Below are 2,221 nucleotides of genomic sequence, written 5' to 3' on the forward strand. Positions count from 1 at the left end.
ATTTTTGATAGTTGTGTTCCTGAAGCACCGGCTCTAGCAGAAATAATCATAATTGATAAAGAGACCATAAATAATAAAAATACTTTTCCTGAGTTATCAATTCCAAGTACTGAAATAATCAGAGGTGCCCAAGCAAGAGGAGGAACAGGTCGATAAAGTTCTATTAACGGATCAAAGAAACCTTTTGCAAATCTGTTTAGACCCATAAACAATCCTAAAGGCACACCAATAATGATACCAAAGATTAATCCTAAAAATACTCTTAAAAAAGAATCCCAAATATGTCCGTATGGAACAGGCACTTTAAATAATTTAAAATCACCCGTAACAACTTTTAAGACATTACTTTTAAAGTTTTCTTTTACTATTCCATCTTTAGTATGCACAGGATATTCACCAGGTAATATATCTGCAATCCAATCTGGTAAAATAAATCCTATCATTTTACTTACATCAACCATCTCAATCCATAAAAGAGGAATATTTTTGTAGCCAACACTTGGTTTTGACATCAGAATAAATTTATTAAAAGTATCAGATGGTTTTGGTAGCCATCTTCCTGATCCTTGTTCTGAACATGTAGGTCCACTTGCAACAATTGTTCCAGCAGGGAATAAAAGAATATCTATTAATCTTAATCCACCTTGCTCTTTATTTTGCAAATCATCAAATTCAATAATTGCTGCCTGCATTTCGTTTAATGCATTAGGAGGATAGATACTTGCAAACTCTATTCTTCTAGCAATTTTAACAATGTTCTTTGCATAATCAGATGCGATTTCCTGATTATCATCTAAACCTTTTCTGTAAGCTTTAATGTCATCTTTAAGTTGTTTAATTGCATTTTTAAACTGTGGATTATGATTTCTTAGTTTAAAAAATTTATCATCAATAATTTTTAGTTCAGCTGCAGCTGCAGCAAATTTTAAACCTCTATTAGTTTGGGGTGCAGTTGGTATTTCTATTGTATTTTCTATAGAACCACTTCCAGAATCTATTGTTGTTATTCCCCAACCACCTTGTTCATTAATAAGTTTTTGTCTTTCATTCTTTTCAGCATCTGTCTCAAATGGATAATCTGTCTTTTGGAAATTTGAACTTAGAAGTTTGATTTCCTCTGTCATTTCTTTGATTTTAATTTTAGTTTCCATTTCCATTAGCTCTTCACTAGTTAAGAAAGGAATTAATTTTGAAGTTCTATCTATATAGCTTACTAGAATTGTTTTTTGTTGATCATTTAAATCTGGAGACCCACTAATTTCATTAGCAATTTTTTCAAGGTTTTTGTTTTCAATTTTTATAATTGATGTACTTTTGAATTCTCTTTCTTCTATAGGAAATTGATATTTTAAACCTAATAATGACTCGTTAATTTTAGCAACTTGACATAATTCATTAGCTGATTTTGGATAGAAGCCTTTAGCGATATCCCATGAATAATAAAGCCATAACATGAGAATTGCGCTAGTTCCAACTATCACCCAGTGCGTTCCACCTTTTGCTCTTTCTGGATTACCAAATACGGCATCAACTTTTTCAGTCTTGATTAGTCTTCTTCCATAAAGAATACAGCCAATAACAGATACGATAATTAATATTGTTACAAATTGGGTTAACATTAATTATCTTTCCCCATTATTTCTTCTTCCATATTCCAAATCATAGATAAAATTTCTTCTCTAGTAGATGAAAATTCTTTATTCTTTTTTATTTCTCTTAAATCTTGAGTAAGACCCATTTCTGCAAATGGAAGATTATACTCTTTATGTATACGTCCTGGTCTTGGTGCCATTACATATAATCTTTCTCCAAGCAATAATGCTTCTTCAACAGAGTGCGTAATTAAGATGATAGTTTTTCCTGTTTCTTTCCAAATCTTTAAAACTAGAGACTGCATCTTTTCTCTTGTTAATGCATCTAATGCACCTAATGGTTCATCCATTAATATTAAATCAGGGTCATTTATTAAACATCTTGCAAGAGCAACCCTTTGCTGCATACCTCCAGATAACTGATAAGTTGGAGTGTTACCAAAACCTTTAAGTCCAACTATATCTAACCACTCATCAACTTTCTTAGCTGTAACTTCAGGATCTTCTTTTTTCATCCTGAGTCCAAAATTTACATTTTCTGCTACCGTTAACCATTCGAACAAAGCACCTTGTTGAAAAACCATTCCTCTTTCAACACCAGGTCCATCTATTTCATTATTGTTAAGTGT

At 31.7% G+C, this 2,221-nt stretch carries 2 protein-coding genes; both read right to left on the reverse strand.

All coding sequences use genetic code 11. The features are described from left to right. The coding region (locus AMN83_RS02805; RefSeq protein WP_075504185.1) for an ABC transporter permease at positions 1-1,619 on the reverse strand (1,619 nt) is incomplete at its 3' end. Beyond that, a partial coding sequence (locus AMN83_RS02810; protein WP_075504186.1) for an ATP-binding cassette domain-containing protein occupies positions 1,619-2,221 on the reverse strand: 603 nt, incomplete at its 5' end. The genes AMN83_RS02805 and AMN83_RS02810, both read right to left, overlap by 1 nt.

Origin of the sequence: Candidatus Pelagibacter communis (assembly GCF_001180025.1) — a bacterium.
Classification (GTDB): domain Bacteria; phylum Pseudomonadota; class Alphaproteobacteria; order Pelagibacterales; family Pelagibacteraceae; genus Pelagibacter; species Pelagibacter ubique_A.